23 protein-coding genes are annotated in these 25876 nt (G+C 66.5%); 12 read left to right on the top strand and 11 right to left on the bottom strand.

The genetic code is table 11. The annotated features are described in order from the left end of the window. Positions 1-47: 47 nt before the first annotated feature. The 5 genes from zwf to LJ656_RS29045 form a co-directional block, all read right to left on the bottom strand. A complete protein-coding gene (gene zwf / locus LJ656_RS29065) occupies positions 48-1529 on the bottom strand; it encodes a glucose-6-phosphate dehydrogenase (protein WP_230512934.1) in 1482 nt (493 codons plus the stop codon). 265 nt (positions 1530-1794) lie between these two features. Further along, positions 1795-2727: a bifunctional Delta(1)-pyrroline-2-carboxylate/Delta(1)-piperideine-2-carboxylate reductase gene (lhpI, locus tag LJ656_RS29060; RefSeq protein WP_230512933.1), complete on the bottom strand. Its 933-nt coding sequence runs from the start codon at positions 2725-2727 to the stop codon at positions 1795-1797. An 83-nt stretch (positions 2728-2810) separates the two neighbouring features. Then, on the bottom strand, positions 2811-3059 hold the full coding sequence (locus LJ656_RS29055; RefSeq protein ID WP_230512932.1) for a hypothetical protein: 249 nt from the start codon (positions 3057-3059) through the stop codon (positions 2811-2813). A 77-nt stretch (positions 3060-3136) separates the two neighbouring features. Next, the gene (locus LJ656_RS29050; protein ID WP_230512931.1) at positions 3137-3769 is read right to left on the bottom strand and encodes a C39 family peptidase; all 633 of its coding nucleotides are present in this window, start codon (positions 3767-3769) and stop codon (positions 3137-3139) included. A 62-nt stretch (positions 3770-3831) separates the two neighbouring features. After that, positions 3832-5172, bottom strand: a complete 1341-nt coding sequence (locus LJ656_RS29045) for an NAD(P)/FAD-dependent oxidoreductase (protein WP_230512930.1) — start codon at positions 5170-5172, stop codon at positions 3832-3834. Positions 5173-5416: 244 nt separating this feature from the next. On the opposite strand from LJ656_RS29045, the gene LJ656_RS29040 reads away from it, so the two are divergent. The 3 genes from LJ656_RS29040 (at position 5417) to LJ656_RS29030 (ending at position 8157) form a co-directional block, all read left to right on the top strand. Beyond that, positions 5417-5680 (top strand): helix-turn-helix domain-containing protein, encoded by a 264-nt coding sequence (locus LJ656_RS29040; protein ID WP_230512929.1) that lies wholly within the window; start codon positions 5417-5419, stop codon positions 5678-5680. A 1-nt stretch (position 5681) separates the two neighbouring features. After that, the gene (locus tag LJ656_RS29035) at positions 5682-7022 is read left to right on the top strand and encodes a type II toxin-antitoxin system HipA family toxin (RefSeq protein WP_230512928.1); all 1341 of its coding nucleotides are present in this window, start codon (positions 5682-5684) and stop codon (positions 7020-7022) included. Positions 7023-7302: 280 nt separating this feature from the next. Next, entirely contained in the window at positions 7303-8157 is an 855-nt protein-coding gene (locus LJ656_RS29030; RefSeq protein ID WP_230512927.1) for a helix-turn-helix domain-containing protein, read from the top strand. A 51-nt stretch (positions 8158-8208) separates the two neighbouring features. Here the strand turns inward: LJ656_RS29030 and LJ656_RS29025 are convergent, their stop codons facing one another. After that, on the bottom strand, positions 8209-10047 hold the full coding sequence (locus LJ656_RS29025) for an ATP-binding response regulator (RefSeq protein WP_230512926.1): 1839 nt from the start codon (positions 10045-10047) through the stop codon (positions 8209-8211). Further along, complete coding sequence (locus LJ656_RS29020) at positions 10017-10565, bottom strand: putative pterin-binding protein (RefSeq protein WP_230512925.1); 549 nt, start codon at positions 10563-10565, stop codon at positions 10017-10019. The genes LJ656_RS29025 and LJ656_RS29020 overlap by 31 nt, the downstream gene beginning before the upstream one ends. Positions 10566-10832: 267 nt before the next feature. Here LJ656_RS29020 and LJ656_RS29015 point away from each other — a divergent pair, with 267 nt between their 5' ends. Further along, positions 10833-11780, top strand: coding sequence for a phosphoribosyltransferase (locus tag LJ656_RS29015; RefSeq protein ID WP_230512924.1), 948 nt, complete (start codon positions 10833-10835; stop codon positions 11778-11780). Between the two features lie 13 nt (positions 11781-11793). Here LJ656_RS29015 and LJ656_RS29010 read toward each other — a convergent pair whose 3' ends face one another. Beyond that, a complete protein-coding gene (locus LJ656_RS29010; RefSeq protein WP_230512923.1) occupies positions 11794-13461 on the bottom strand; it encodes an ATP-binding domain-containing protein in 1668 nt (555 codons plus the stop codon). 196 nt (positions 13462-13657) lie between these two features. On the opposite strand from LJ656_RS29010, the gene LJ656_RS29005 reads away from it, so the two are divergent. Beyond that, on the top strand, positions 13658-14284 hold the full coding sequence (locus LJ656_RS29005; RefSeq protein ID WP_230512922.1) for a glutathione S-transferase family protein: 627 nt from the start codon (positions 13658-13660) through the stop codon (positions 14282-14284). Between the two features lie 115 nt (positions 14285-14399). Beyond that, positions 14400-15011, top strand: a complete 612-nt coding sequence (locus LJ656_RS29000; RefSeq protein ID WP_230512966.1) for a Fur family transcriptional regulator — start codon at positions 14400-14402, stop codon at positions 15009-15011. Between the two features lie 114 nt (positions 15012-15125). On the opposite strand, the gene LJ656_RS28995 is transcribed toward LJ656_RS29000, so the two are convergent. Then, positions 15126-15644, bottom strand: a complete 519-nt coding sequence (locus tag LJ656_RS28995) for a response regulator (protein WP_230512921.1) — start codon at positions 15642-15644, stop codon at positions 15126-15128. Between the two features lie 445 nt (positions 15645-16089). Continuing rightward, complete coding sequence (locus tag LJ656_RS28990; RefSeq protein WP_230512920.1) at positions 16090-16779, bottom strand: TetR/AcrR family transcriptional regulator; 690 nt, start codon at positions 16777-16779, stop codon at positions 16090-16092. Positions 16780-16854: 75 nt separating this feature from the next. Here LJ656_RS28990 and LJ656_RS28985 point away from each other — a divergent pair, with 75 nt between their 5' ends. The 3 genes from LJ656_RS28985 to LJ656_RS28975 all read left to right on the top strand — a co-directional run bounded on the left by LJ656_RS28985 (position 16855) and on the right by LJ656_RS28975 (position 21489). Next, positions 16855-18390 (top strand): MDR family MFS transporter, encoded by a 1536-nt coding sequence (locus tag LJ656_RS28985; RefSeq protein WP_230512919.1) that lies wholly within the window; start codon positions 16855-16857, stop codon positions 18388-18390. Between the two features lie 416 nt (positions 18391-18806). After that, positions 18807-20066, top strand: coding sequence for a hypothetical protein (locus tag LJ656_RS28980; RefSeq protein ID WP_230512918.1), 1260 nt, complete (start codon positions 18807-18809; stop codon positions 20064-20066). 352 nt (positions 20067-20418) lie between these two features. After that, positions 20419-21489: a TAXI family TRAP transporter solute-binding subunit gene (locus LJ656_RS28975; protein ID WP_230512917.1), complete on the top strand. Its 1071-nt coding sequence runs from the start codon at positions 20419-20421 to the stop codon at positions 21487-21489. A 115-nt stretch (positions 21490-21604) separates the two neighbouring features. Here the strand turns inward: LJ656_RS28975 and LJ656_RS28970 are convergent, their stop codons facing one another. Further along, positions 21605-23038 carry an aminotransferase-like domain-containing protein gene (locus LJ656_RS28970; RefSeq protein WP_230512916.1) on the bottom strand — a complete coding sequence of 478 codons (1434 nt, stop codon included), beginning with the start codon at positions 23036-23038 and terminating at the stop codon, positions 21605-21607. A gap of 111 nt (positions 23039-23149) precedes the next feature. Between LJ656_RS28970 and LJ656_RS28965 the strand changes: the two genes are divergently transcribed. From LJ656_RS28965 to LJ656_RS28955, 3 genes are all read left to right on the top strand, one after another. Then, complete coding sequence (locus LJ656_RS28965) at positions 23150-24037, top strand: DMT family transporter (RefSeq protein ID WP_230512915.1); 888 nt, start codon at positions 23150-23152, stop codon at positions 24035-24037. A 157-nt stretch (positions 24038-24194) separates the two neighbouring features. Next, complete coding sequence (locus LJ656_RS28960) at positions 24195-24776, top strand: GNAT family N-acetyltransferase (protein ID WP_230512914.1); 582 nt, start codon at positions 24195-24197, stop codon at positions 24774-24776. Positions 24777-24822: 46 nt separating this feature from the next. After that, entirely contained in the window at positions 24823-25713 is an 891-nt protein-coding gene (locus LJ656_RS28955) for a MerR family transcriptional regulator (protein ID WP_230512913.1), read from the top strand. Positions 25714-25876 lie beyond the last annotated feature (163 nt).

Here is a 25876-nt window from a genome sequence, read left to right as displayed (position 1 = left end):
CCGCCGACCAACCGCCGGGCCGGCACGCCCCTGCTCAACCCAACGTATTACTGCGATTCCTCCGCCCACACCGCGTTTTCGCGCGCCATCAGCGCGGTCGATGCCGCCGGCCCCCACGTGCCCGCCGAATACGAACGCGGCCGCTCGCCGGACTTCGCCCAGCCGTCGAGAATCGGCTCGGCCCACGCCCATGCCGCCTCGAGTTCGTCGCGCCGCATGAAGTGGGTGAGGCGGCCGCGAATCACATCGATCAACAGCCGCTCGTAGGCTTCCGCGCGACGCTCGGTGAACGCCTGCTGCAAATCGAGGTTCAGGTTCACCGGCAGCATATGCATGCCGCTGCCCGGCTCTTTCGCGAGCATCTGCAACTGGATCGATTCCTCCGGCTGCAACTGGATCACCAGACGGTTACCGTAAGTGCGCCCGCCGCTCGGAATGATCGAGAACGGCAGTTCGGAGAATTCGATCACGATCTCCGACAGCTTCTTCTGCATCCGCTTGCCGGTGCGCAGGAAGAACGGCACGTTGGCCCAGCGCCAGTTGTTGATCTTCGCGCGCAGCGCGACGAAGGTCTCCGCGCGGCTGCCGGCCGGCACATTGTCTTCCTCGAGGTAGCCCTTGACCGCTTCGCCGTCCACCGCGCCGGCCGTGTACTGGCCGCGCACCGTGTCGCGGGCAATATCTTCGGGCGTCATCGGCCGCAGCGAGCGCAGCACCTTGAGCTTTTCGTCGCGCACCGCGTCGGGGTCGAGCGACACCGGCGGCTCCATCGCGACGATACACAGCAGTTGCAGCAGGTGGTTCTGCACCATGTCGCGCAGCGCGCCGGTCTTGTCGTAGAACCCCGCGCGACTGCCGACGCCGACCGTTTCGGCCACCGTGATCTGCACGCTCTTGATGTACGGCGCCTGCCACAGCGGCCCGAAAATCGGATTGCCGAAGCGCAGCACCATCAGGTTCTGCACGGTTTCCTTGCCCAGGTAGTGATCGATCCGGTAGATCTGCGCTTCGCTGAAATGCTTGCCGACTGCGGTGTTGATCGCCTGCGCGGACGCCAGATCGTGGCCGAGCGGCTTTTCCAGCACGACCCGCGAGTGCGCATCCACCAGCCCCGCCGTCGACAGGTTCTCGCAGATGTTGGTGAACAGATCCGGTGACGTGGCCAGATAGAACACCCGGCGCACGCCGTCGCGCGATGCTTCCTTCAGGCGCTGATAGTCGTCCGGCGCGTCGACGTCCATCCGCACGTATTCGAACAGCGCGAGAAATTTGTCCCACGCGGCGGCGTCGAACGCCTTCTTCTCGATGAAGGGCTTGGCCTTCTGCTCCATGAACTCGGCGATGTATTCTTCGCGCGACCACGGCTTGCGGCCAATCGTCAGAATGCGGGTTTCGGGCGGCAGATTGCAGTGCAGATGCGCCATGTACAGCGCAGGCAGCAGCTTGCGGAACGACAGGTCGCCGGTGCCGCCGAAGATGATCATGTCGAGCGGCAGGTCGGGTGTGGCGGAAGCTTGTTGGGTCGTCATGGCACGGTCGCAGCGTCTAGAGAAAAGGCGTCGATCAGGAATCGGCGAATCGCGAACGGGTCAACGGCACTCGTCCACGTGGCGCTTTTTCCGGCAAACGCCTATGGTGCAACGTTTTGAGATAGTTTGCACGGCAACATCTGCCGCAGCTTGGCGCAAGATGCCAACACCGCGCGGCAGAGGCCTGTTTTTAAGGGACTTTTACGGTTTCGGCGGCGCGCGTCAATCCTTATTCACTACCTTACCCGGCGCCTCATTTAATGTATTACTTACCCGCCAACGCCGCGCGCGCGACCCGGCACGCGGCGAGATCCCACGCCGCGCAGCCGACGCTCTTGAACACCACCGGTCCCGCCGGCAGCGTCTGCGCGTTCTGCAACACGGCTGCGATCCCACCGACCCGTGCCCAGTCCACGCCGGCCTGAATGAAATCGCCGGCCTCGTGCTTCGCGCCGGCCGGATCGTCGACGAACAACGCGCTGCCGGCGAGCGTGCTCGCGCCGATCTCGACCATCTCGGGCGTGAACGCGCCGACGCCGATCACGAGCCGCCCGGCGCGCGCCGCTTCGTCGTAGACCGGCTGCCGGCTGGTGGTCAGCGCGATCACGACATCGATCGACTCGGGCAGCGCCGCGAGTTCGGGCGCGAGCGGCCGTAGTTCGCGCACCTTGCCGCGCTGCGCGGCGCAGAACGCGTCGGCACGTGCCGGCGCACTGCCCTTTACCCATACGCGCGCGTCCGGATACAGTTCGCCGATCGCTTCGAGATGATTGAGCGCCTGGGTGCCGGTGCCGATCAGCAAAAATTCGCGCGGCGCGCGCGCGCCGAACGTCGCGATGCCGAGCATCGACATCGCCGCGGTCCGGCGCCCGGTCACCGTCGGGCCGTCCAGTACGTACAACGTCTCGCCGGTGTCGGCGTCGCAGGCCATCACCTGGCCGTGAATCGTCGGCAGATTGCGCGCGCCATTGCTCGCGCAGACGTTGACGAGTTTGTGAATCGCGAGGTCGGGCGCGGTCGCGGGCATAGACAGCATGATGCCGCCGGCGTTCAGCGGTACGACGAGCCGCTCGGGACTGACGATGCGCTGCTGCGCGTAATCGATGCTCGCGCGCTTCAGCGCGTCGACGAGAGCGGCATACGGCATCAGGCGCGCGCTGGCGGCGGCGTCGAAAATCTGCGTGGTCGGGCGGCTCATGGGCAGGACGGTCCAATGCTCGGTTGATGTCGGTATGCGCCACCGTAACCGAGCGGAAATAAAACCGCCAGTCGCGCGCCGTTTTACTTCGCGGCTTTGCGCTCGTCCTTCTTGCCCGTCTTGAACATCGCCCGGCAAGCCGGACTCAGTTCGTCGATATGCTGCTTCATACAGGCGGTGATCTTCTCTTCGTTGGGAATTTCCGCGGCGCAAAAGTGCATCGCGTCGCCGCGGCAGGCATGGGCCTGTTCGTCGCGGCTCGCCGCGGCGGCTGAGCCAGTGGCGCCCAGCGCGACAAGGCCGGCGGCAAGCAGACATAAACGTCGATTCATCGCAGCTCCGTGGGGTCGAATAACGATGCTCGGCGGGTAGCACAAAACAGGCCTGCCCCGGCACGCGGTCTCGCCCGTTATCGCGCGCCCCGGCTCAGCGTCATCCCACGCCCCGCATAGAAACGCTCGATCGTCGCGAACGGCAGATACGCGTCGGCCTGATACGGCGCGATACCCGACGGATTGTGAAACCACACGCCGTCGCGATCGCGGCCGTGCAGCAGGATCAGATGACCGCCGCGGCGCCGGTTCAGCCGCTCCGGATAGCGGATCTCCGAGCTCACCGACACGATCGCGAAGGTGTCGGCCGAGAGCTGCGCGGCGATGTCCTCGATCGAGACCTGCGGCAGCACCCCGACCCGCAGCCCGAACGCGCCGCCGACCCACCCGGCGAACGGCCGGTAGATCAGCCCATCGACGCCGCCGTCGTCGCGCAACCGGTACACGCCGTGCCGCAACGCGTCGTCGAGCAACGCGGCGCGCGGCGCGTGCGCGATGCGCCAGTAGTCGAGTACCGATTCCAGGCAGGTGAGCCCGCACAGCCGTTTCGCCCAGAAGCGGTAGTGCTCGGGGTCGGCGAAACCGCTGCGTTGCCAGTGCGGATCGCCGCACGGGTCGCGCTGCAATTCAACGATTTCGCGCACCCACTCGGGGCTGCCCCATTGCGTGTAATACGGAACATCGGCGTGGCGCAGTGCGGGTTCGGTCATGGTGGGTACGGTGGTCGCGGTGGTTTTTAGCGCTATAGATGAGATCAGCGTGAAGCGCGGCGTTACAGCATGCTGCGCGGCCGCTGCATCGTGCCGTCGAAGAAGCGCTGCAAGCGGAACGCCGACAGATCGAGCGACGCCTGGCCGCCATCGTTCAGTTCCGCGAGCAGCTTGCCGACGATCGGCCCCATCGCGAAACCGTGGCCGCAGAAGCCGGTCGCGATCGTCAGACCGGGAACCTGCGACGGCGCGTCGATCACCGGAATGCCGTCCGGCAGCACGTCGATCAGCCCGGCCCACGCCTCGACGACCTGCGCGTCGCGCAACGCCGGAAACAGCGCCCGCAACTTTTGCAGCGCGCGCGGCGCATGGCCCGCGTTCGGCTGCGGCTGCGGATCGCGCGGAGCCAGCACGCGCTCGACGTCGGGCACACCGCCCGGCAAACGCTCGCGCAAATCGCGCAGGCACGCGCCGTTCAGATGGAAGCTGAATTTCTCGCGCTGCTTCCACAGCTCGGGCAAAAACCATTTGAGCGCGCGCAAGTGGCCGAGCGTCATGTCGACGTCGACCTGCATGTCGTCGGCGAGATTGATCGCGCCGTCCGCGCGCTGGCGGATGCCGAGCCCGTGCCCCCAGAACGTCGATGCGGTAATCGGCGGCAACGCATTGGTGCGCATGCAGGTGCCGCGCACCGCCTGCTGCGGCAGTTCGAGCCCGAGCGTTCTAAGCAGCCGCCAGCTGCTCGCGCCGGCCACGCAGATAAAGCGCGAGGTGCGCACGGTGCCGCGCTCGGTCACCACACCGGCAATCGCGCCGCCCGCCCGTTCGACCCCGACCACGCCGCAGCCTTCGAAAAACAGCGCGCCGGCTTCGGCGGCCCGGGCCGCGAATGCCGCGGCGACGCGGCGCGGTTCGGCCTGGCCGTCGCTCGGCGTGTAGAGGCCGCCGAGCGCGGGGCCATGCATCCCGGTCACGACCGTATCGATCTGCTTGCGCTCGAGCGTGCGCGTGTCGAGCCCGTATTGACGCGCGACCTCGAGCCATTGCTGGAACGACGCCCAGTCCTCTTCATTGGACGCGACATACAGACAGCCGCCCTGGCGCCACTCGAGATCGAAATTCAGCTCGCGCTCGAGCTCTTTCCATAATGGAATGCTCGCCATCATCAGCGGCACTTCGGCGGCTTCACGGCCCTGCTGACGCACGAAGCCCCAAGCGCGCGACGACTGCTGCCCGGCGATCCGCGACTTGTCGAGCACCACCACCGACAGACCGCGGCGCGCCAGATACCAGGCGGCCGCGCAACCCATGATGCCGGCGCCGGCGATCACGACGTCGGCATGGGTCGGAAACGGCTGGTCGGCGCGGGTGAAGTTCGAATGCAGCGGGTAAGTCGTGGTCATGACGGAACGGGTGACGGAAAGTGGGCGTCATCTTCGCAGGCGCACGCGTTGTTCGCAATGCCGCGCGCGAGACCGAACACCTCGCGGCGCGCAAACCCGCGCTGCGCGGGCGATACAGCGGAATGGTCGATGCGACACCATTTATTCTTAAAGCGAATATTTGCCGTTTATTCACCACACGAATATTTGCCAAATATTCATATCGCGAATATAATGCATTTATTCGTATCGCAGATAATCCGCCATGCTCAGTTTCATTGCGACACCGGCCCAACTGGCCCAACTGCTGTCGGCCAGCCGGCGCGAGGCCGGCTTCACGCAGGCCGAAGCGGCCGCGCGGATCGGCGTCAGCCAGAGCCGCATCTCCGCGTTCGAGTCCGACGCCAGCACCGTGACCGTCGCGCAGCTGCTGGCGCTGTGCGGCGTCTACGGTCTGCGGCTGCAGGTTCAGGACCAGGACCAGGACCCGCCGCCGCCCGCCGAAACCCCGGCCGCGACCGAGTGGTGAGATGGCGCGGCCCACTCACTCCCGCGCCCTGTCGGTCTGGGCCAACGGCGAACGCGTCGGGCTCTGGCGCCTGCCCACGCGCGGCCCGATGGAATTCGTCTACGAAGCCGGTTGGGTCGCGTCGCCCGCCGGGCGGCCGCTGTCACTGTCGTTGCAGTTCATGCCCGGCAACCGCGCGCACAAAGGGCCGCACGTCCTCAACTACTTCGACAACCTGCTGCCCGACAGCGAGGCGATCCGCAGACGCATCGCGGCACGCTACCAGACCGAGACGCTCGACGCCTTCGATCTGCTGCAGGCGATCGGCCGCGACTGCGTCGGCGCGGTCCAGCTGCTTGCCGAAGACGACGTGCCGAGCGGGGTCGACCGGATCGAGGGCACCCCGCTCACCGACGACGAAATCGAGCTGCTGCTGGCCCAGACGGTGACCAATCCGACGCTCGGCGCGCCCGATCAACCCGACGACTTCCGCATCTCGCTCGCCGGCGCGCAGGAAAAGACCGCGCTGCTGTGGCACGACGGTCGCTGGCAACGGCCGCACGGCGCCACGCCGACCACCCACATCTTCAAGCTGCCGCTCGGCCTCGTCGGCAACCGGCTCACGGATTTGAGCACGTCGGTCGAGAACGAATGGCTGTGTCTGCGGATTCTGCGCGAGTACGGCTTGCCGGTCGCCAACACCGAGGTGCTCAGCTTCGGCAAGCAGCGCGTGCTGGCGGTCGAGCGCTTCGACCGCCAGCTGCATTCGAGCGGCAACTGGCTGCTGCGTCTGCCGCAGGAGGACTTTTGCCAGGTGTATGGCGTGCCGTCGCATCGCAAGTACGAAAACCAGGGCGGCCCGGGAATCCGCGAGCTCGCGCGGATCCTGCAGCAATCGGTCGATGCGCGGCGCGACCTCGAAACCCTGCTCGCCAGCCAGATCCTGTTCTGGATGCTCGCCGCACCGGATGGCCACGCGAAGAACTTCAGCATCCGCCTGCTCGCGCGCGGCCAGTTCCGGCTCACGCCGCTCTACGACGTGATGTCGATCTGGCCGGTCGAAGGCAACGGTCCGAATCAGTGGTCGTGGTACAAGGCGCGCCTCGCGATGGGCCTGTGGTCGCGCAGCAAGCACGACGCGTTTCGCGACGTGCAGCGGCGGCATTTCAACGCGATGGCGCTCAAGTGCTCGTACGGCGACGACGCCGAGCCGCTGATCCAGCGGCTGATCGAACAGACGCCCGGCGTGATCGACCGGGTCGCGGCGGCATTGCCCGATCGCTTTCCGTCGAAAGTCGCGGAACGGATTCTCAAAGGGTTGAAGAACGCGGCGCGCAAACTCGACGCCATGCCGGCCAACTGAAGCCGCGCGACTCCTTACGCGCAATCCCTACCGTTTCGTCAGCGTTTCGCCGGTAAAATACGTTCATGCGTAATGCATAAAAACGTGGGCGTGGACCGTTGCGTCGCCTGCAATCGGCGACCCGGCGGGCGGCCTGACAAAATCACAAATTGTGAATTTTTTTACGGTAAATTGGCTGACCCCGGCGTAGCCGACCCTTGCGCACTACCCGCGCGCGGACGGCGGCGCCTGTCGAACGCGCTCCCCCTGTACCCTTTAAGACGGCGGATTCTCAAGCAGTATGGCCAACGAAACACACTCACCCGACTCCATCGCGGTTGCCGAGCGCGTGCGCGAGTTGATGAGCCGGCATGGAATCGGCAAACGCCAGCAGACCACGGAGCTATGCCGGATCCTCGACCTGAGTTTTTCCCAAGGGCACCGCAAACTGCGCGGCAATAGCCCGTGGACCCTGTCGCAGATCAAGAAAGTCGCCGAAGTATTCGACGAACCGGCGGCGCAGCTGTTCGGCGCGCAATCGCTCGATCCGGGCGTGGTCGGCGCGGTGGCCCAGGAGGCGCTGTTCTGCATCGGCGCTACGGAACTGGCCTGCACCGCGTGGGTCGGCGCCGCGCTCGAGCCCGGCAGCCGGCCGGAGTTCGTCGCCTATTCGCGGCTCGGTCAGTGGCGGGTCGCGCGGCACGACGGCACGCTGTACCAGAGTGCCTACGAGGTCCACAAGATCGAGATCTATCCGCGCCGCGCCGAGACCGACAAGCCGACCATCGCGGTCGTCGACGACGATCGCGCGAGCGCCGACAATCTGCGCGACTATCTGGAGCGCAGCGGCTTCACCGCGGTGGCGATCTATGGGCTCGCGGCCTTCACCGAGCAATTGCAGACTCAGGTGTTCGACGGCGTGATCGTCGACTGGCTGTTCGGCACGCAGACCTCGGCGGCGGCGATCCGCGCGGTGCGCGGGTCGGAAAACCCGGATGCGCCGATCTTCGTGCTGACCGGCGAGCTGCTGACCGGCAAGGCCAGCGAATCGGAGATCAGCCAGGTCATCCGCGATTACAACGTCGCCTGTTACGAGAAGCCCGCGCGCATGGCGATTCTGGTCGCCGATCTGTCGAAACGTCTGAACCGGCCGTGAGGCCGGCGGGCGATGTCACTGCCTGCGCAACTGCCTTCACTCCTTGCGCCGTCACTCCTTGCGCCGCGCTGCCAGCGCCCGCTGCAGCGCGTGCTTCAGATCCTCGTAATGCACCGGCTTTAATAACGTCTCGAAGAACGGCGGCGCATCGCTCTGCCCTTCGCGCACGAGTTCCGGCGCGTACGCGCTGACCACGATCACCGGCACGCCCGCCGACGGTCCGCCGCGCGTCGCGAAGTCCGCGAGAAACGTGTAGCCGTCGCGCTCCGGCATATGCAGATCGAGCAGTACCACGTCGCAGCGGTGGGTGTCGAGCCACGCGAGCGCGTCGTCGGCGTTGCCGAGCGCATACGCGTCGTAGCCCATGTGCTCGGCCATCTCGCCGAGCGACTCGCGAATCAGCCGGTTGTCGTCGACGATCAGCACGCACGGCCGCGCGCCGTCCGGCCGCGCCTGCGCCTCTTCGCCGAGCGGCTCGACGGTCGCGACCGGCACCACCGGAATGCTCACCGTGAAGGTCGTGCCCTTGCCCGGCGTGCTCGCGACATCGACCGTGCCGCCGAACAGCTTGACGAGCCCCTGCACGATCGCCAGTCCCATCCCCGCGCCTTCGAAGCGGCGCGTGCGCGACGCGTCGAGTTGCGTGAACTCTTCGAAGATCCGCGGAATCTGCGCGAGCGGCACGCCCGGCCCGGTGTCGCTGACGACGAACACCAGCAGCGCCGGCTGCTGCCGCAACTCGACCCGCACGCCGCCGGTTTCGGTGTAGCGGATCGCGTTGGTGACGAGGTTGTTGACGATCTGGCGGATCCGGTGCGGGTCCGACTCGACGAGGCCTGCGGCGCCGCTCGCCGCGCTTTCGAGCGTCAGGCCGCGGGCCTCGGCGGACATCGCGTGTTCGTCGACGATCGACGCCAGCAACTCGCGCGGCTCGAAATGCTGGTGCCGCAATTCGAGCTTGCCGGCGCCGAGCCGCGCATAGTCGGTCAGGTCCTTCATCTGCGCTTCGAGATGACGCGCGGCGGTTTCGAGCCGCTGGATCACCTTGCGGTCGGCCTCGGAGTGGTAATTAAAGCCGAGCAGTTCGACCGACGACACGATCGCGTGCAACGGCGTGCGCAGCTCGTGGCTGATCATGCCGAGAAACGCATCCTTCGCGAGCGCCGCTTCGCGCGCGGCGCGGCTTGCCTGATGCTCGGCGTCGAGCGCCGCGCGCTGCTGACGCATGAGCCGGGCGCGGCGCCGGCCGTTCAGCACCAGCAGCAGCGTCGCCGCCGCCGACAACAGCAACAGCAACAGGCCGCCGGCGAACAGCATCCGCCGCTTGTCGATGAAATCGCGGTTCATCGCCTCGCGGTCGGCGACGTCGGCGAAACGGCGCGACAGCGCGAGATCGTTGACCTCGTTCCAGTGCTCGTGCATCTGCCGGACGATCCGCGTCGCGCCGCGCCGGTCATGCTCCAGCGCGTCGAGCTCCGGCTGGACCGCGTCGAGCAGATGATCGAGCGCGGTGATCTCGTCGAGCTGCCGTTGCAGCAGCGCGAGTTCCGCGGACAGCCGGTGCGTCGAACCGGCCATCACGTGCAGCTTCGATTGCAGCAACTGGAAACGCAGCTGCAGCCGCTGGTAGTCGTCGTCGGAGCCGGACTGATACAGCAGCAGCTGGTTTTCGAAGCGCGCGTAGGCGATCTGCAACTGCGCGGCATCCCAGTAGAAGCCGTCGTAGGTGCCGGTCAGCTGCTGGGTCGCGCGCGGATTGAGCAGGTTCGCGTACAGCAGGTAGCCGATCGCGCCGGCCGGCGCCGCCAGCGCGGTCAGCCAGATCAGCACGTGCATGAACCGCCGCCACGAGCGCTGCGCTATCTGACGACGAGGGCCTTGATCTGCCATACGAATTTCGAATCGCCGAGCGCGCCCTTCAGTTCGTCGGGAAACGCGTCGCGCGGGTAAATGAGGAACAGCGGCCCGAAGTCGCTGAGTTTCAGACGCTGGCCGTTCATCGCGTACGCGACGATCACGCCGTAGCGCGCGCAATCCGAGACCGGCACCGTGTACGTGTAGTCGTCGAAGGTGCGAAATTCGATCTCGGTGCCGGACGCGCCGACCGCCTTCAGAATGTCCGCCAGCAGCGGGCCGGTAAAGGTCGAGCGCGGCGTCCAGGTGGTCGCGGTCGTGATCGTATGGGTCGGCAAGGCGAGCAGTTGGGCCTCGTTGAAGTGATAGACGCGGTGTGCGGCGTCGTTGGTGTTGGCGATCTTGCCTTCCACGTCGAGCGACAACGCCGGGCTCTGCTGCGCGTACGCACAGCACGCGGCCAGCGCGAGCATCAGTCCCACCAGCCAGCGCGCCCGTCCGGGAGCGCCAGTTCCATCTGCTCTGCCACGCAGCGTTGCAATCACGTTGGCCATCTATTTTGTTATCCGTTTCTGGTTGATTCGCGGGACCGGCTCACCGGCGGCGCTGATGCGCGACGCCGCCGCGGTAGGCCGCGTCGTGCCGCGCGGTCAAACGCATGCCACCCCGACACGCGACCTTTGACCCGCATGCATAATATCGCCAAAATCCGCTGTCTCAAAAGCGCGGCTGCGCGCCGTCGCGCCGGCACGTCAGACTCGCGCCGCCCGCCTCCCCGCGCCCATCCGCCATCCCTCGCGCGAGCTCGCGCCCCGATAGTCATGAACAAGCCGGTCCTGCCTCTGACGTACGAACAGCTCGATCACTGGATCGAATCGCTGCAACCCACGTTGCTCGCCGAGCAATTCACGCTGGCGCTCGGCATTCTGCGCGGCGGCGCACCGCTCGCGCTGATGGTCTCGCACGCGGTCGGCACGCCAGTCGCGTTTCTGCGCTACGACCGCGGCACCCGCGCGGTCGCGTGGGACTCGACGCTGCCGGTTCCGCCGGCCGGCTCGAAAGTGCTGCTGTGCGAGGACATCGCCGGACGCGGTTTCACGCTGGTCGATTGCATTGCGTTTCTGCGCGCGCAGGGCCTGCAAGTCAAAACGCTGACCGGCGCGGTCGACGAGCTGAGCCGCACGCAGCCCGACTACGCAATCGACGCGCGCGGCTACTTCGCGCTGTTTCCGTGGGAGCGCCAGGCGTACACCGAGCAGTACCGCGACGACTGGGCGCGCGTCGAAGCCGGCGCCGCACCCGCGATGGCCGACGATCACGACTACGCGGCCTACGCGATCGATCTTGACGGCATCCTGCTGCCCGACGTGCCGCTCGCGCGTTACGACGAGGACCTGCTGGCGGCGCTGGCCGAACGCGATGCGCTGCTGCCGTTCGAGGTGCTGCCCGGCATCGACCTGCAGCGCGTGCGCACGATCATCACCGGGCGCCCCGAGATGGATCGCGCGCGTACCGAGGCATGGCTCGCGCGCCACGGCTTCGGTCATCTGCAACTGGTGATGCGCGCGCCCGGCACGCACGACGACAGCCCGGCCGGCGCGGCTGCGCACAAGGCGAGCGCGGCGTTGCGCGCGGGGGTGACGCACTTTGTCGAAAGCGAGCCGGTGCAGGCGCTGCTGATCGCGCAGCAGGCGCCGCTGTTGCGGGTGATCTGGTGGGATGCGCTGACGCGCACTGGGATGCTTGTGAGCGGGCGGGCGTGGAACTGAGTCAGCATCGTAATTACGCGTCGCCGCCCCCGCTTCGCGGCAAATGCCGCGCGGCCCGCTGCGACGCGACCACGATCAGCTTCATCGTAGCGCGCGTCGCGCCGACGAACAGCTTGCGGGCGATGCGCTCGTCGAACGCGTCGAAGTCGATCTCGGTGAAGATCACGCACGGCACCGCCTGCCCCTTGAAGCGATAGATCGACTCGAACAGCACGTCGCCGTCGCGATACTCGGGATTGCCGAACAGATCGTATTTGCCGGTGAAACTGCGCAGCCGATGCGGCCCGAGATGGTCGAGCGCCGTGAGCGCCGAACCCTCTCTGCCGCGAAACGACAGCACCGCGATGTCCTGTTTGCGAAAGCCGAGCGACAGCGCCTGGGTGATCGCGCGCTTGGTCGCATCCACCGCGCTTTCCGGCGCCTGCGCGTCGTCGTACACGGATAGCGAGACCTCGGAGCCGTCGAACGGACTGCCCGAGCTCAACGCGGCGGCCAGCGGCAGCGACGGCCCGAGCACCTCGCGCAGATAGTCGAGGATGTCGCGTGGACTGCGGTAATTAGTGGTTTCCTTCAGCGTGGTCCAGCCCGCCAGCGCGACCGGCTCGCGCATGTACAGATTCTGCAGCGGATCCTCCAGCCACCACCAGGCGCCGCCGGGGACCAGCAGCCGCTCGAGCGCGGCGACCCACGGCTGCTGGAAGTCCTGCCCTTCATCGACGATCAGCACGTCGAACCGCCAGTGCGGCCCGAGCGGCGTCGCGGCGAAGCCCTGCTCCAGTTGCTCGAACACCTGCGCGGCCTGGAAATCCGGCGCGCGGCCCGCATCGCGCAAGACCCAGTCGCACAGCTGGTGATAGTTGGCAACCTTCGCCTCGGGCGGCGCGACCCGCGCGATGTGATCGGCAAGCGGCCGGTTAAAGCACACGTACAACGGCCGCGCCCCGCGCGCGACCGCATCCTTCATCACCTGCACCGCGAGCTGGGTCTTGCCGGAGCCGGCCGTGCCGATCACGCGCAAACGGAACGGTTCGAATTCGAGCCTGCGAGCCCACGTGGCCAGACCTCCGGCGAGGCGCGTGACCAGCGTGCCGGCCTGGCCGACCAGCGCGCTGGTATCGGGCGTGAGCGCAAGTTCGTCGGCGAGGAAGTGATGGATTTTCGCTGCGCACGCAAGCCGCGGCTCGTCGGCCGGCAACGCTTCGCGGATCACCGGGGCAAGCCGCTCGCGCCGCGTCGCATCGACGATGCGCGCCGGATTCACGCCGGCGATCGCCGCGTCCTTGACGATGTGATCGGGACAGTACAGCAGCTCCTCGATGAAATAGGTGCCCGCGCCGAACGCCGCGGTAAAGCGCCGGTGCAACCCTTCGATCGTATGCGCAAGCGCAATCGCGACGTTGCGTTCGGTCTGCAGATAGACCTTGACCAGCCCCTTCGGCGTCTCGCGCAAAAAGCCGGTTTTCTGCTCGACGATCATCACCCGCCCCGCCGGACTGACAATCACGAAATCGGCCTCGCCGAACACCGAGAAGTTCTGGTTCAGCCGCGTCCAGTGCACGCCGTGGTAGACCGTGTAATCGGCGGGCAGCGCCTTTTCGAGCAGCGTGAGGGTTTCGCGTTCGCGCGCGGCCGCGCCGGTCGCTTCGAGGCTCTTCCAGTCGTCGGGAACAATGCGGGCCATGCGGTGCCTCAGTGTGTTTGGGGTGCCCGAGCCGGCGGTGCGAATCAGGGTGCGGTCATTGTACGCATCGGCAGGTCGCTCGAAAGAGCCGCTGCGCACTCGCATCAGTGCAACGGCACGCGCATCGTGTATCGTTACCGGCTGAACGCCGCGCGCGCTGCGCGGCTTGCCAACCGTAAGAGAAAGGATTGACCGGATGATTACGATCTGGGGACGCACCAACTCGGTCAACGTCCAGAAAATTTTGTGGTGTTGCGACGAACTCGTGCTGCCGTTCGACCGCATCGACGCCGGCCTGCAATTCGGCCGCAACAACGAACCCGACTATCTCGCGATGAACCCGACCGGCAAGATTCCGACGCTGGTCGACGACGACTTCGTGCTGTGGGAATCCAACTCGATCCTGCGCTATCTGGCGATGCAATACGGCGAATCGAGCCTGCTGTATCCGGCCGAGCCCAAACTGCGCGCGAGTATCGACCGCTGGCTCGACTGGTCGCTGTCTACATTGCAGCCGACCGAACGCCCGGTGTTCTGGGCCTTGGTGCGTACGCCGGCCGCCGAGCGCGACGCGACCAAGCTCGCCGCCGACGTGACAGCGGTCACCGCGCTGTGGCGTCTGCTCGACACGCATCTGCAGGGGCGCTTCTTTCTCGAAGGCGAGAAGTTCACGCTGGCCGACATCGTGATCGGCGCGTATGCGAAGCGCTGGTTCGGGCTCGATGGCATCGAACGGCCGCCGCTGCCGAATCTCGAGCGCTGGTATTCGCGTCTCGCGACGCGCTCGGGATTCAAGAAGTACGTGGATTTTCCGCTGACCTGATAAACGCAATCGGGAGGCCGCGCGGGCGCCGAGCCGCCAGTTGCGTTTGCCGGTGCCCGTCCCGTGGGGCAAGTGCGCCGGGGCGGCGCGGCCCGCGGGCCTCTATAATCGACGCATGAAGACCCCCAAGCCCGCCGCGACCGGCCCTCAGCCCTCGCCCGCCGACCTTGCCCATTCCGCCCACTCCATTGATGCGCATGCCGCTCATGCGCATCACGACAGCCATGAGGCGCACGCGCACGACCCGTCGCAGGAAGCCGCCCTCGCACTCGCCGAGCAATATTGCCGTGAACGCGGCGAAAAGCTCACGCCGATCCGCCGCAAAGTGCTCGAACTGCTGCTGAACTCTGGCCGCGCGACCAAGGCGTACTCGCTGCTTGACGAAATGCGCCAGATCCATCCCGGGTCGGCGCCGCCGACCGTGTACCGCGCGCTCGACTTTCTGCTCTCGGCCGGACTCGTGCACCGGATCGAGTCGATCAATGCGTTCACCGTCTGTCACGACCTGACGCAATGTCAGCACGGCATCCTCGTCGTGTGTCAGCAGTGCGGCAGCGTCACCGAACTGCACCAGCCGAAGCTGCGCCAGGCGCTGGTTGCACAGATCGAGGACGCGGGCTACCGGCTCGCGAGCGATGAAATCGAACTGAAGGGATTGTGCGCGGCCTGTCAGGCGGCTGAAGCAGCGGCTGCCGCCGCGCCGGCGGCTACGACAGCGACGAAATAACTACCCCCAGGCTAACCCGCAGCTAACCGCGGCCGACCCGCCGCGCACCGGCCTGCACCGCTCGATACCCGACACCCGCGACGAACCGCTAACCGGCGACGTGCAACGCGAAACTCAGCGCACCCCGCGCGCGTCGATCGCGTCGTGCAGCAACGTGACGAGATCTTCGGGCAATGCGGGTTTGGTCATGAAATGCTGGAAGCCTTCGCCGATGCTGCGCAGACGGTATGCGTCGTCGGTATGGCCGGTGAGCGCCACCGCCACCGCCGGCGAGTGATCGCCGCGAATCTCGTGATCGCGCAGTTTCTGGATCAGGTAGAAGCCGTCCATTGCCGGCAGATCGAGGTCGCAGACGACGGCATCGGGCAACAGCCGCATCGCGGCTTCGACGCCCTCTTCGGCATCCGCCACCGCGCACACGTTCGCGCCTTCGGCCTCGAGTAACAGGGTTAGCGACTCCCGGCTGTCCGGGTCGTCTTCCACCAGCACGATCGTGGCTTGATCGAGCCTCATTGCTGCGTTCATTTTCTGTTTCTGTTGTTGCGCTGAGAAACCGGTCAGGACATCCGAACCGGCCAAACTGTCATTTTGCTGCTCGCCGCCCAGATGCGCGGCCAGGGTGTTGCTGTCCATGATTCCGACTCGATTTCGCACGCCGAGTTGCAGAGCGGTCCGCGATTTTAAAGCATCGCTCACAGCCGTCCCGAGTACAACGCGTGCGCACGGTAACGCGCCAAAATTGCACGCCGATGAAAAAAACGGCTTTCGGCAGCCGCCGCGATAGTGCTGTCTGCTTTCCGCAGTTTTCCGCGGCTCACCGATTGCCGGCACCCGACTCGCCGGCGCGGTTCGTGCGAACCCCGTTCGCACCGCGTTCCCCGCCGGCTAGCTTTTCTGTCCTTCGTGTAGTTCGCGCGATGCCACGCAGTGCTTCTGGTTGCGCGGCCTCGCATTCAACCGGACAGGTAGCATGTGGCGTGCCTTCGCGGCACGGCTCGTGGCATGCGCATCGGTTTGGCGCGAAGCGGCGAACGTGTGGCCGATAAACGGCCTCGGGCTGCCGATGCATCGGGGGGCTTCAGTTGCCCTCGGCCGGCCCGATCCCCTGCACCAGCAGCGCAACCGCATGCCGCGCGATGTCGGCGGCGCCGAGGTTGCGCCGGACCGGATCGTTGCGCCACAGCTTCGACGTCGCGAGCGGCAGGATCGTCATGCCGAGCAGCGTGACGAATACGAGCGCGGGCTCCAGCGCTGCGTTCAGGCGCCCTTCTTTCTGCCAGCGCGCGATCGCCAGCAGCGACGCCTTCTGGTTCGCGTAGCCGTAGCGTTCGTGCATGCGCTGGCGCAGCAGGCCGCCGTCGCTGATCACTTCGCGCACCCACAACGACGCGAACCACGGATTGTCGCTCGCGACCTGCACCAGGCGCTGCGTGAGCTGCGTGATCGCCGCGACCGGATCGTCCGGATGCTCGTGAAACGGCACGCCGAGGCTCTCGCGCAACGGCATGAAACGCTCGTCGATCAGCACGTCCAGCAGTTGATCGCGGTTCTTGAAGTAGTAATGCATCATCGCCGGCGTGAAGCCGGCCTCGCGGGCAATCTCGCCGAGCGAGGTTTCGAAGATGCCCTGCCTGGCGAACAGCGTAAGCGCGGCGTCGAGCAGGCGCGCGCGCTGTTCGGGGCCGCGCGCGGCGCCGCTCGGCCGGCCCGGGCGGCGGGTGGTTGCGGGCGTGGCCGCTGCGGGGCCGTCTGCTGGAATCCTTGCCATTGCATTCAATTTGACGTTGGAGGCGATGTCGCATATATTAATCGCCACGTTAATTAATTTCAACGCGTCGTCACCATGAATCAACCCGTCACGAACCCGTCCGTCGACTCCGCCCAGCCGGATCGGCAGGCGGTCCCGGCCGCCACCGAGCATCCGCCGGTGCGCCTGCTGTTTCCGGCTCTGCTGCTCGTCATGCTGCTCGCCGCACTCGATCAGACCATCGTGTCGACCGCGCTGCCGACCATCGTCGGCGAACTCGGCGGGCTCAACAATCTGTCGTGGGTCGTGACTGCCTACCTGCTCAGCTCGACGATCGTCGTGCCGTTGTACGGCAAGTTCGGCGACCTGTTCGGCCGCAAGATCGTGCTGCAGACCGCGATTGTCGTGTTCCTCGTCGGCTCCGCGCTGTGTGGGATCGCGCAGAACATGAGCCAGCTGATCGTGCTGCGCGCGCTGCAAGGTCTCGGTGGCGGCGGCCTGCTGGTGGTCACGATGGCCGCGATCGCCGACGTGATTCCGCCCGCCGAGCGCGGCCGGTTTCAGGGGGTGTTCGGCGGCGTGTTCGGTCTGGCCACGGTGATCGGCCCGCTGCTCGGCGGCTTTCTCGTCGAGCACCTCACATGGCGCTGGATCTTTTATATCAACCTGCCGCTCGGCGTCGTGTCGCTGCTGGTGATCGGCGCGGTGTTCAAACCGCGCGTGCAGCAGGTGAAGCACACGATCGACTATATGGGCGCCGCGTTTCTCGCCGGCGCGCTGACCTGCATCATCCTGTTTACGAGCCAGGGCGGCACGATCCTGCCGTGGACCTCGCCGCAACTGTGGTTCACGCTCGGCATCGGCCTCGTGTCGATCTGGGGTTTCATTCACGAGGAACGCACCGCGGCCGAACCGATCATGCCGCTCGAACTGTTCAAACAGCGCACGTTCCTGATCAGCAGTCTGGCCAGCTTCATCATCGGCGTATCGCTGTTCGGTTCGGTGACGTTCATTCCGCTCTATCTGCAGGTCGTGAAAAACTCCACGCCGTCACATGCCGGCATGCAGATGCTGCCGATGATGGGCGGCCTGTTCATCATGTCGATGGTGACCGGACGCATCATCAGCAAGATCGGCAAGTACCGGATTTTTCCGATCATCGGCACCTTCCTCGTGTCGGTGGCGATGCTGCTGCTCGCGCGCCTGCAGATCGACACGCCGGTTCATGTGATGTATCTGTACATGGGTCTGCTCGGCTGCGGTCTGGGCATGGTGATGCAGGTGCTGGTGCTTGCGGTGCAAAACACCGTCGAGTTCAAACACATGGGTGTGGCCACCTCGGGCGTGACACTGTTCCGCTCGATCGGCGGTTCGATCGGCGTGGCCGGCTTTGGCGCGGTGTTCTCAAACGGGTTGAGCGCCCGCCTCGAAAAACTGATCCCACCCGATACCGAACTGCCGCATGCGCTCGGGCCAACGGCAATCCATCAGTTACCCGAAGCATTGCGCAGCGACTATCTGCATGCGTTCGCCGGCGCGCTGCACACGGTTTATCTGTCGGCCGCCTGCGTGGTGGTGCTGGCGTTCGTTCTCGCGTGGCTGCTGAAGGATCATCCGCTGCGCAAGCACTAAAAAGTGTCGGCGAAACAGGCGCGCGCGGCGCTGATGGAAGCGCTTAATGTACGTCCGTGATGTACGTCACTGATGCACGCGCACGACGCCCCTCTCCGCAACGAGGCCGCACGCTCAACGCGTCGGCCTCGTTTTCATTCTGACGGCCATTTTCTTCGCGGCACGCGATGCGTTGCGCACGCGCGCCGACTTTCTTCATACGCCAGAGTGTGCGTTAGCGCACACAACATAGGGGCCCCTGGCAATTGACGTTCTGTTTGAAACGCCACATATTGGAACCCTCACCAACGTAGGCGAGACTTACGTCTCCGAGACTCTCCCCGCATGTGGATCGTATTTCCGCGGACAAGGCTCCTGCCTCAACACGATCCGGAGCATGCCTTCATGGCATCGTTTACTAAAGGTGGGTCCACGGCATGTCTACCCAGACAGCAACTGGCCAAAGTTTTCCGACACCCTGCAAACGCTGCGGCGGCGCGCTGTACCGGCAAGTCGATTTATGTCCGTATTGCGGCACCGCGCATCCGCTCGAATGGGATCCGCATCACCGCAGCGGCATTCCCGGCAGCCGCGCGAGTGCCACGCACAAGCCGCTGCCGCATTTCGACGACGCGCCCGGCAGCGCTGACGCAGCAAGCCTGGCCACGCCCGCGCTGCATACCGAAGATCTGCTGCCCAGCCAGCCGCTCCGACACACCGCGCTGGTATCGACTACGGAAACGACGATCCCCGAGTTCGAGGATCCGTACTATGCGCCGCGCAACCCTGCGCAGACGATCCGCCGTGTGCTGTACGTGATAGGCGCGATCGTCGTGGGCGTGGTTGCCTACGTCGCTTATGCGCTATTTAGCGTCGGCGGCGAATCAGAAGACAAGGGTGTCGAGCAGATTACTCAGGATCCCAGACCAATCGCCGGCACCGCGCCGACCGGCTCCATCACGGCCGGCACCATCGCGCCGCTGGCGGCGGCGCCGACCACAGCGCAGGCGCTCGGCGCGCATGCGGCCGCGACGCCCCGCCCGGTTGCACCCGCCGCTGCCGCGCCGACCGCCGCGCCTCAGACTGCCGCTAATGCCGCCCCGCCCGCGCCCGCGCCTGCGCCCGCACCTGCGCCTACGCCAGCCGCGCCTGCTGCCGCGATCGCGCGAGTCGCGCCCGCGGCGCCGCTTGCTGCGGTCGCCCCCGCGGCACCGGCTGCACCTGCCGCGCCCGCGGCACCCGGCGCGCCCACGCCGCCGCTCGCCGCGGCCACCGTGCGGCCCGCGCCGCAGTACCGCGACGCCGCGCAAGCGCTGCAGGCCGCGCGCACCGCGTTCCACGCGAACGACCTTTCGCAGGCGCTCGCCGCGCTCGCCGTGGTCCAGACGCTGCAACCCGGCAACAGCGACGCACGCGATCTGGCCGGCCAGATGCGCCCGCTCGTCGAGCGCCGCGACCGCGCATTGCAGGCCGCGCAGACCTGCGTCGCGCAGCAATCGTGGCCATGCGCGCGTCAGCACGCGAACGACGCACTGGCGATCGACAGCAGCAACGATGCGGCAAAAACCATACTCGAACGCGTGATTCGCGAGACCGGCTGGGCGCCGCTCACGCCACCGCATGCGGCGGCGCCGGGCGCAGTGCCGCCGGGCGCAGCGCTCGCGCACGCGCCACAGCAGACGGCCGCGGCCGCGTAAGCGCCCGGCGAACCACCGCCGGCAGCGACCGGACAACACCCGTGCAACCGGGTCGACCGCAACCGGCACGCCCGCCTGTCGCATGAACCCTCGGCAGCACACGGTGCCGCCTCAAGGTTCACGCGACGCTGCGGACGCGCATCGCGCGACCTGGCCAGAGGGAAACTATTCGCATACCGAATCAAGCGGCCGCTGTCTGTTCTACCCCGCACATTATTGGGCGTCTTCTGAGCGGCAACAGACGGACCGACCTTCACAGCGGCTCGAACATGACATGGCAACCGGATCTCTGGTGCTTGGCGTGCGACCCGCGCGCGAAGCTGGATCAACCTGACCGATAGGTAGAAAGACCATGCTGAAGAGACTTTTCGCGGGGTGGCTGGCGCTGGCGGCACTGCTTCCAGGTCTGGCGGCGAGCGCCGAACCGGCGCACTACAAGATCGTCACCGGTCCCGAGCGCGGCACCTATATCCAGATCGGCAACGATCTGGCGAAATGGGTGGCTCCGCCGGTCAACATCGATCTCGAAGTAGTGGCGTCGAAAGGCTCGGCCGAAAACGTGCAGCGGATGCGTTACGAGCCGAACGTGAAGCTCGCGCTGGTGCAGTCGGACGTGTACCAGGCGTTCATCGACATGGCCAACTCGGGCAACCCCGATGCGGGCACGACCATCCGGCCATTGCGGCTGATCATGCCGCTCTACGACGAGGAAATTAACGTCGTCGTGCGTGCGGACTCGCCGCTCAAGACGCTCGCCGACATCAAGGGCAAAAACATCAGCGTCGGGCTGCTCGGCAGCGGCACCGCGCAGTCGGCGACGACGCTCTATCGACTGATGTTCGGCCAGCCGATTCCCGAACAGAACGTCCAGCATCTGAGCAACGAGGATGCGCTAGCCGCGCTGATCGTCAACAAGGTCGACGTCGCGATCATCGTGGTCGGCCAGCCGGCGAACCTGTTCACCCAGATGAAACCCGAGTTGCTGTCGCAGTTGCGGCTACTGCCGGTCGACCCGAACGCGGCGGAAACCACGCGCGCGAAACAGACCTATTTTCCGACCACGATCCGGCAAAGCAGCTATCCGACCTGGCTCAAGGAAGACGTACCCGGCCTGACGGTGAAGGCGTTTCTGGTTACCTACGACTACGGCCTGCGCGACACGGTTAGTAATCTGAATCATTTTGCCGACTCGTTGTGCGCGAACTTCGACAATTTACAGGAGCACGGCCACCCGAAATGGAAGCAGGTGAAACTCGAACTGCCGACTCTCGTGCGCGGCTGGAAGTACTACTCGCCGGTCGAGAAACATCTGCGCGCGTGCCTCGCGAACCGCACCGCACAGAACGCGACGGCCGTGCAGGCCGCGCAGAAACCGCGCACGCCGTGCTCGGAGCAGGAGCGGATGCTGTTGCTGTGCAAATAGCGCACTAGCGGTAGCCGGCCGCGTGGCGCTCGCGGTGAAGCGGCGGCACGCGCGGGCGCGTCAAACGGGATCCAAGCGCGCGTCAAGCGGGATTCAAACGCGAATCGAGCGCGCCTCAAATGCGCTCATGCGCACCGGCCACCGTGCTCGCCTCCATCGCGCGTTGCAGTGCCTCGTACACCTTTGGCCGATTGCATTGCGACACGTTAAAACGCAGGAATCCGGCCGCCGCCTGCGACGCGCTGAACACGTTGCCCGGCGCGAACACCACGCCCTCGCTGAGCGCATGACGCGCGACCTCGGCGGCATCGAGCCCGCCGGGCAGCCGCGCCCACACGAACAGCCCCGCGCGCGGCAGCGTCCAGATGCCGAGGCCCGCGTAACCGAGCCGCCTGACCGTCTCACCCATCGCATCGGCAAGCTTTGCGCGCATCGCTTCGAGATGACGCCGATAGGTGCCGTCGACCAGCATCCGGTGCACGACGCTCGCGGTCAGTTGACCGTTGCCGAACGAGGTCGCGAGCTTCAGATCGATCAACGGCTCGACCCAGTCGCCCCGCGCGGCGATATACCCGCAACGCGCCGCCGCCGACAAGGTCTTCGAAAAACTGCCGATCGACACCACCCGCGCGAGGCCGTCGAACGCGGCGAGGCGCGGCGCGGGCTCGTCCTCGAAATCCGCGAAGATATCGTCCTCGACGATCAGCAGGTCGTGCTCGCCCGCCAGTTTCAGGAGCCGGTGCGCGACGGCCGGCGCGAGCGTCGCGCCGGTCGGATTGTGGATCGCCGAATTGGTCACATACAGCCGCGGCCGATGCTCGCGCAGCGCCCGCTCGAACGCGGCGAGATCCGGCCCCTGCGGCGTATAAGGCACGCTTGCGATACGCACCCGGTGCGCGCGCAGCAACGCCTGGAAATTGAAGTAACACGGATCGTCGATCAGCACGGTATCGCCCGGCTCCAGCAGGAAGCGGCACACCAGATCGAGCGCGTGGGTGCCGCCGTCGGACAGCACGATCTGCTCGGGCGGCGCGTCGACGCCGTGCTGCGCGAGCCGCCACGTCAGTTGTTGGCGCAGCGCCGGCAAGCCGGCCGGACTCGAATAGTCGGCCAGCAAGGACTGCGGATCGCGCGCCACCGCGCGCAGCGCGCGGCGCACTCCGTCTTCCGGCAGCCACGACGCCGGCATCCAGCCGCAGCCGGGTTTCAGCGCGGCCGAGCCGGTTTCCAGCGATTGCCGCGTGAGCCACAGCGGATCGACCTCGCGATCGAGGCGCGGGCCGAGATCGGCGAGCGCGAGCGGCGGTGCATGTCCGGACACGAAGAAACCCGAGCCGCGCCGTGCGACGATCGTCCCTTCCGCGACCAGCCGGTCATAAGCTTCCACGACGGTCGACTTCGACACGCCGAGCGCGTCCGTCATCGCGCGGATCGACGGCACGCGTGCGCCCGGCATCAGCGCGCGGCTCGCGATGCGCTCGCGCAGACGTTCCATCACGAGGCCGACACGCGTGCCCGGCCCCACCTCGTTGTCGCTGCTTGGTGCCATCTGTACTGCTCCTTGTTCGGTACAGTTTGTGCGAACTGTACTGATCTGTAGCTTAACGTTTTCCGCGCGGGCGAGCATCATCGAGATCTTTTAGCGCACGGGATGTTTGCGATGGACAAGACCACCAACGGCTGGCTCAGCGGTTTCGCGGGCGTACTGATTTTCAGCGGTTCGCTGCCGGCCACCCGGCTCGCCGTGCAGGGACTCGATCCGATATTTCTGACGGTCGCGCGCGCGACCATCGCCGGCATCCTCGGGCTGCTGCTGTTGCTGGTGTTCCGCGAAACACGGCCGCAGCGGCGCGATTTGTTGCCGCTGGTGGTCGTCGCGCTCGGCGTGGTGGTCGGCTTTCCGCTGCTGACCGCGCTTGCGCTGCGCCACGTGAGCGCCGCGCATGCGGTCGTGTTCATCGGCCTGCTGCCGCTCGCCACCGCGATCTTCGGCGTGCTGCGCGGCGGTGAGCGGCCGCAACCGGCGTTCTGGCTGTTCTCGGCGCTCGGCAGCAGCGCGGTCGCCGCATTCGCGTTGCGGCACGGCATCGATGCGTCGCCGCTCGGCGACGCGCTGATGCTCGCGGCGATCATCGTCTGCGGACTCGGCTATGCGGAAGGCGCGCGGCTGTCGCGTCATCTGGGCGGCTGGCAGGTGATTTCGTGGGCGCTGGTGCTGTCGCTGCCGCTGATGCTGCCGCTCGCCTGGTGGACCCGTCCCGCGTCGTTCGACGGCGTCGGCGCGGCCGCGCTGTGGGGGCTCGCGTACGTGTCGCTGTTCAGCATGCTGATCGGTTTCGTGTTCTGGTATCGCGGGCTCGCGCTGGGCGGCATCGCGGCAGTCGGGCAACTGCAACTGCTGCAACCGTTCTTCGGACTGCTACTGGCCGGCGTGCTGCTGCACGAGCAGGTGCCGGCGTCGATGATTATCGTGACCGTGGTCGTGGTGGCCTGCGTGGCGGGGGCGCGGCGCTTTGCGCGCACAGCGCCCGCGCAACGTCCTGTGTGAGTCCGGTGTGAGTCCTGTCTAAGCCGCGCCAACCGCGCGAGTCGCGCGGCTTGTCACGAGCGCTTTTTCGGGACCGGATCTGACGGCGCGCGAACCGGTATGTCATGATGGCGCGAATCGCCTCACCCACCGCCTCCCGCCGCAGCAGGACATCCGCATGAGTGTCACTAGCGTTACCTCCAACAGCCCGGTCATCCGCGACGCGACCGAAGCCGACCTCGTCGCGATCCAGGCGATCTACGCGCACCACGTGCTCCACGGCGTCGCGTCGTTCGAAGAAACCCCGCCGTCCGTCGACGATCTGCGCGGCCGCCTCGCGTCGGTGCGCAGTCACGGTCTGCCATACATGGTCGCGGAAATCGACGGCGCGATCGCCGGCTATTGCTACGCGACGCCGTATCGGCCGCGCGCCGCGTATCGCAACACGATCGAAGATTCGATCTACGTGAACGACGCGTATCGCGGCCGCGGGATCGGCCGCGTGCTGTTGCAAGCGCTGATCGAACGCTGCGAGCAGGGACCGTGGCGCCAGATGGTCGCGGTGATCGCCGACGGCGGCCGCGGCGGCTCGCTGTCGCTGCATACGCAACTCGGCTTTGAATTGACCGGCACGCTGAAAGCGGTCGGCTACAAGCACGGCCGCTGGATCGATACCACGCTGATGCAACGCACGCTCGGCGCGGGTGCGTCGGCCGCGCCCGACGACGTTTCAAACGCAGCGGCCGGCGCGCGGCGCTAGGCCCGCGCGCTGGTCGCCGCGCGCACGGCCGCGTTAGAATCCGTGCATGCCGAACCCGTCTTCCTCCGCTCCCCGCGCGTCCGCCGCGCCCGCCCAGCCGGCCACCACCGCGCCGCGCAACGAATACACCGTCGACGAACTCGCGCGCGTCACCGACACCACGGTGCGCAACGTGCGCGCGTATCAGGATCGCGGTCTGCTCGCGCCGCCGGAGAAGCGCGGTCGGGTCGGCGTCTATGACGACACGCACGTGTCGCGTCTGAAGCTGATCAATCACCTGCTCGCGCGCGGCTACACGCTCGCGAACATCCAGGATCTGATCAAGGCGGTCGACGAAGGTCATGATCTGCGCTCGATCCTCGGACTCGAAACCGCGATTGGCGGACGCTGGTCGCGCGAACGGCCGCGCAAGTACTCGCTGATCGAACTGCTGCAGATGTTCGGCGACAAGGCGTCGCCGAGCGCGCTCGCGAAAGCGGTCGAACTGGGCGTGCTGGAACGCGACGGACTGTCGTTCGTATCGAATAGCCCGAGCGCAATCGCCGCGGGCGCGACGATGGCCAGGGAAGGCATTCCGCTCGCCGACTTGCTGGACGCGGTCAGCATCGCGCGGCCGCATTTCAACGCGATCGCGAAGGCGCTGGTCGATCTGGTCGTGCGTCAACTCGATCGCTACGAAGCCGACGCGCTGCCGCCGCCCGCCGACGTGCCCGAGCTGGTCGATGCGATCTGGCGGCTGCGGCCGCTCGCGAGCGTGCTGGTCGAAGGCGAGATGAATCGCGCGCTCGAAGAAGCGTCCGGCGATTATCTCGGCGACCGCGTCGCGGCGATCATGGCGACGAGGCTCGGTCATCCGGCCGACGGCCATCACGCACACGAACGCGAACGAGCGGCGGAAAAACGCGGCGCGGCGCGCAAAAGCAAAGCGAAAAAATAAGCTGCGGCGATCGCCTGATCCGCTGGCCAAGCATTCACGCGCGACGATGCGCGCTTGAGACCGTCCTAGAGCCCCCCTTCTAGCCAGCGCCTTGCGTCCGACCTTCTCCGCCTCTATTGTTACATCACTCAATGTAACAGTCAGCAGCGTAAGCAAGGAGACG

The organism is Paraburkholderia sejongensis (assembly GCF_020880815.1).
GTDB classification, from domain to species: Bacteria; Pseudomonadota; Gammaproteobacteria; order Burkholderiales; family Burkholderiaceae; genus Paraburkholderia; species Paraburkholderia sejongensis.
Note: the sequence above shows the minus strand (reverse complement) of the source record. Positions and strands in the feature narration are given on the sequence as shown.

Coding starts and splice junctions, on each gene's coding strand:
- zwf (WP_230512934.1), bottom strand. CDS start 1,529: ATGACGACCCAACAAGCTTCCGCCACACCCGACCTGCCGCTCGACATG.
- lhpI (WP_230512933.1), bottom strand. CDS start 2,727: ATGAGCCGCCCGACCACGCAGATTTTCGACGCCGCCGCCAGCGCGCGC.
- LJ656_RS29055 (WP_230512932.1), bottom strand. CDS start 3,059: ATGAATCGACGTTTATGTCTGCTTGCCGCCGGCCTTGTCGCGCTGGGC.
- LJ656_RS29050 (WP_230512931.1), bottom strand. CDS start 3,769: ATGACCGAACCCGCACTGCGCCACGCCGATGTTCCGTATTACACGCAA.
- LJ656_RS29045 (WP_230512930.1), bottom strand. CDS start 5,172: ATGACCACGACTTACCCGCTGCATTCGAACTTCACCCGCGCCGACCAG.
- LJ656_RS29040 (WP_230512929.1), top strand. CDS start 5,417: ATGCTCAGTTTCATTGCGACACCGGCCCAACTGGCCCAACTGCTGTCG.
- LJ656_RS29035 (WP_230512928.1), top strand. CDS start 5,682: ATGGCGCGGCCCACTCACTCCCGCGCCCTGTCGGTCTGGGCCAACGGC.
- LJ656_RS29030 (WP_230512927.1), top strand. CDS start 7,303: ATGGCCAACGAAACACACTCACCCGACTCCATCGCGGTTGCCGAGCGC.
- LJ656_RS29025 (WP_230512926.1), bottom strand. CDS start 10,047: ATGGCAGATCAAGGCCCTCGTCGTCAGATAGCGCAGCGCTCGTGGCGG.
- LJ656_RS29020 (WP_230512925.1), bottom strand. CDS start 10,565: ATGGCCAACGTGATTGCAACGCTGCGTGGCAGAGCAGATGGAACTGGC.
- LJ656_RS29015 (WP_230512924.1), top strand. CDS start 10,833: ATGAACAAGCCGGTCCTGCCTCTGACGTACGAACAGCTCGATCACTGG.
- LJ656_RS29010 (WP_230512923.1), bottom strand. CDS start 13,461: ATGGCCCGCATTGTTCCCGACGACTGGAAGAGCCTCGAAGCGACCGGC.
- LJ656_RS29005 (WP_230512922.1), top strand. CDS start 13,658: ATGATTACGATCTGGGGACGCACCAACTCGGTCAACGTCCAGAAAATT.
- LJ656_RS29000 (WP_230512966.1), top strand. CDS start 14,400: ATGAAGACCCCCAAGCCCGCCGCGACCGGCCCTCAGCCCTCGCCCGCC.
- LJ656_RS28995 (WP_230512921.1), bottom strand. CDS start 15,644: ATGGACAGCAACACCCTGGCCGCGCATCTGGGCGGCGAGCAGCAAAAT.
- LJ656_RS28990 (WP_230512920.1), bottom strand. CDS start 16,779: ATGGCAAGGATTCCAGCAGACGGCCCCGCAGCGGCCACGCCCGCAACC.
- LJ656_RS28985 (WP_230512919.1), top strand. CDS start 16,855: ATGAATCAACCCGTCACGAACCCGTCCGTCGACTCCGCCCAGCCGGAT.
- LJ656_RS28980 (WP_230512918.1), top strand. CDS start 18,807: ATGTCTACCCAGACAGCAACTGGCCAAAGTTTTCCGACACCCTGCAAA.
- LJ656_RS28975 (WP_230512917.1), top strand. CDS start 20,419: ATGCTGAAGAGACTTTTCGCGGGGTGGCTGGCGCTGGCGGCACTGCTT.
- LJ656_RS28970 (WP_230512916.1), bottom strand. CDS start 23,038: ATGGCACCAAGCAGCGACAACGAGGTGGGGCCGGGCACGCGTGTCGGC.
- LJ656_RS28965 (WP_230512915.1), top strand. CDS start 23,150: ATGGACAAGACCACCAACGGCTGGCTCAGCGGTTTCGCGGGCGTACTG.
- LJ656_RS28960 (WP_230512914.1), top strand. CDS start 24,195: ATGAGTGTCACTAGCGTTACCTCCAACAGCCCGGTCATCCGCGACGCG.
- LJ656_RS28955 (WP_230512913.1), top strand. CDS start 24,823: ATGCCGAACCCGTCTTCCTCCGCTCCCCGCGCGTCCGCCGCGCCCGCC.